General features: G+C 55.5%; 2 rRNA genes. Both read left to right on the forward strand.

The annotated features are described in order from the left end of the window. Positions 1-44: 44 nt before the first annotated feature. Positions 45-3,149: ribosomal RNA gene (locus tag NRB20_RS37295) — 23S ribosomal RNA — on the forward strand. A 104-nt stretch (positions 3,150-3,253) separates the two neighbouring features. Continuing rightward, a 5S ribosomal RNA gene (rrf, locus tag NRB20_RS37300) occupies positions 3,254-3,370 on the forward strand. The last annotated feature ends 2 nt before the right edge of the window (positions 3,371-3,372 follow it).

The raw sequence follows: 3,372 nt of genomic DNA on the forward strand, positions 1-3,372 counted from the left end.
TGTGTGTTGTTTGAGAACTGCACAGTGGACGCGAGCATCTTTGTTTGTAAGTGTGTAAGAGCGTACGGTGGATGCCTTGGCACCGAGAGCCGATGAAGGACGTAGGAGGCTGCGATAAGCCTCGGGGAGCTGTCAACCGAGCTGAGATCCGAGGATTTCCGAATGGGGAAACCCAGCACGAGTGATGTCGTGTTACCCGCATCTGAATATATAGGGTGTGTGGAGGGAACGTGGGGAAGTGAAACATCTCAGTACCCACAGGAAGAGAAAACAACATGTGATTCCGTGAGTAGTGGCGAGCGAAAGCGGATGAGGCTAAACCGTGTAGATGTGATAGACGGCAGTTGTTGTCTATGCGGGGTTGTGGGACCCATCTTCTTCTCACTGCCGTGAGGAGCAGTAGTCAGAAAAGTTCGTGTTAGCTGAATTGGTCTGGGATGGCCGACCGTAGACGGTGAGAGTCCGGTAAGCGAAAACGCGTTCTCTGCTGTGATGGGCACCCGAGTAGCAGCGGGCCCGTGAAATCTGCTGTGAATCTGCCGGGACCACCCGGTAAGCCTGAATACTACTTGGTGACCGATAGCGGACTAGTACCGTGAGGGAAAGGTGAAAAGTACCCCGGGAGGGGAGTGAAATAGTACCTGAAACCGTGCGCTTACAATCCGTCAGAGCCTCTTTGTGGGGTGATGGCGTGCCTTTTGAAGAATGAGCCTGCGAGTCATCGGTGTGTGGCGAGGTTAACCCGTGTGGGGGAGCCGTAGCGAAAGCGAGTCCGAATAGGGCGGTTGAGTCGCACATCATGGACCCGAAGCGGAGTGATCTACCCATGGCCAGGGTGAAGCGACGGTAAGACGTCGTGGAGGCCCGAACCCACTTAGGTTGAAAACTGAGGGGATGAGTTGTGGGTAGGGGTGAAAGGCCAATCAAACTCCGTGATAGCTGGTTCTCCCCGAAATGCATTTAGGTGCAGCGTCACGTGTTTCACGCCGGAGGTAGAGCTACTGGATGGCCTAGGGGGCCTACAAGCTTACCGAAGTCAGCCAAACTCCGAATGCCGGTGTGTGAGAGCGTGGCAGTGAGACTGCGGGCGATAAGGTTCGTAGTCGAGAGGGAAACAGCCCAGATCGCCGGCTAAGGCCCCTAAGCGTGTACTAAGTGGAAAAGGATGTGGGGTCGCTTAGACAACCAGGAGGTTGGCTTAGAAGCAGCCACCCTTGAAAGAGTGCGTAATAGCTCACTGGTCAAGTGATCCTGCGCCGATAATGTAGCGGGGCTCAAGTACACCGCCGAAGCCGCGGCACTCAATTATTATCTTGTCTTCGGACCAGGAGATTGGGTGGGTAGGGGAGCGTCGTATGTCCAGGGAAGCGCCGGGGTGACCTAGGTGTGGAGGGCATGCGAGTGAGAATGCAGGCATGAGTAGCGAAAGACGAGTGGGAAACTCGTCCGCCGAATGACCAAGGGTTCCTGGGCCAGGTTAATCCGCCCAGGGTGAGTCGGGACCTAAGGCGAGGCCGACAGGCGTAGTCGATGGACAACGGGTTGATATTCCCGTACCCGTGTATCCGCGCCCAATGGCGAATCATCTGTGCTAAGTGTCCTGAACCGGATCTATCACCTTCGGGTGAAGAGAGGGGGATGCACACGACCCTGGGTGTAGTAGTCAAGCGATGGGGTGACGCAGGAAGGTAGCTGGGCCCGGTGGTGGATTACCGGGTGTAAGCCTGTAGGGCGTTGTGTAGGCAAATCCGCACAGCATGTGCCTGAGAGGTGATGCGTAGCCGTTTGAGGTGAATTCAGTGATCCTATGCTGCCGAGAAAAGCCTCTAGTGAGTTGGTACACGGCCCGTACCCCAAACCGACACAGGTGGTCAGGTAGAGAATACTGAGGCGATCGAGGGAACTGTGGTGAAGGAACTCGGCAAAATACCTCCGTAACTTCGGGAGAAGGAGGGCCTTGTTTGGTGACGGGACTTGCTCCTCGAGCTGAATGGGGTCGCAGAGACCAGAGAGAAGCGACTGTTTACTAAAAACACAGGTCCGTGCGAAGTCGTAAGACGATGTATACGGACTGACGCCTGCCCGGTGCCGGAAGGTTAAGAGGACCGGTTAGCTCGTAAGGGCGAAGCTGAGAATTTAAGCCCCGGTAAACGGCGGTGGTAACTATAACCATCCTAAGGTAGCGAAATTCCTTGTCGGGTAAGTTCCGACCTGCACGAATGGCGTAACGACTTCTCTGCTGTCTCCACCACAGACTCGGCGAAATTGCATTACGAGTAAAGATGCTCGTTACGCGCGGCAGGACGAAAAGACCCCGGGACCTTCACTATAGCTTGGTATTGGTGTTCGGTACGGTTTGTGTAGGATAGGTGGGAGACTGTGAAGCTGGCACGCTAGTGTTGGTGGAGTCGTCGTTGAAATACCACTCTGGTCGTATTGGACTTCTAACCTCGGGCCATGATCTGGTTCAGGGACAGTGCCTGGTGGGTAGTTTAACTGGGGCGGTTGCCTCCTAAAGTGTAACGGAGGCGCCCAAAGGTTCCCTCAGCCTGGTTGGTAATCAGGTGTTGAGTGTAAGTGCACAAGGGAGCTTGACTGTGAGACTGACAGGTCGAGCAGGGACGAAAGTCGGGACTAGTGATCCGGCACCTACGTGTGGAAGTGGTGTCGCTCAACGGATAAAAGGTACCCCGGGGATAACAGGCTGATCTTCCCCAAGAGTCCATATCGACGGGATGGTTTGGCACCTCGATGTCGGCTCGTCGCATCCTGGGGCTGGAGTAGGTCCCAAGGGTTGGGCTGTTCGCCCATTAAAGCGGCACGCGAGCTGGGTTTAGAACGTCGTGAGACAGTTCGGTCTCTATCCGCCGCGCGCGTTAGAAACTTGAGGAAGGCTGTCCCTAGTACGAGAGGACCGGGACGGACGAACCTCTGGTGTGCCAGTTGTTCCGCCAGGAGCATGGCTGGTTGGCTACGTTCGGAAGGGATAACCGCTGAAAGCATCTAAGCGGGAAGCCTGTTCCAAGATGAGGTTTCTCTCCCCCTCGAGGGGTTAAGGCCCCCAACAGATCATTGGGTTGATAGGCCAGAACTGGAAGCACGGTAACGTGTGGAGGTGACTGGTACTAATAGGCCGAGGGCTTACCAACGAAGATGTTACGCGTCCACTGTGCGGTATCTGAAACAACACACAGATACAGGCAGACGATGACCCTGAGGGGTTGTTGGCTCTCTGTGGATAGTTTCATAGAGTTACGGCGGCTATAGCGGTGGGGAAACGCCCGGTCCCATTCCGAACCCGGAAGCTAAGGCCACCTGCGCCGATGGTACTGCACTCGACAGGGTGTGGGAGAGTAGGACACCGCCGGAACA

It is taken from the genome of Nocardia macrotermitis, assembly GCF_009604405.1.
Lineage (GTDB): Bacteria > Actinomycetota > Actinomycetes > Mycobacteriales > Mycobacteriaceae > Nocardia > Nocardia macrotermitis.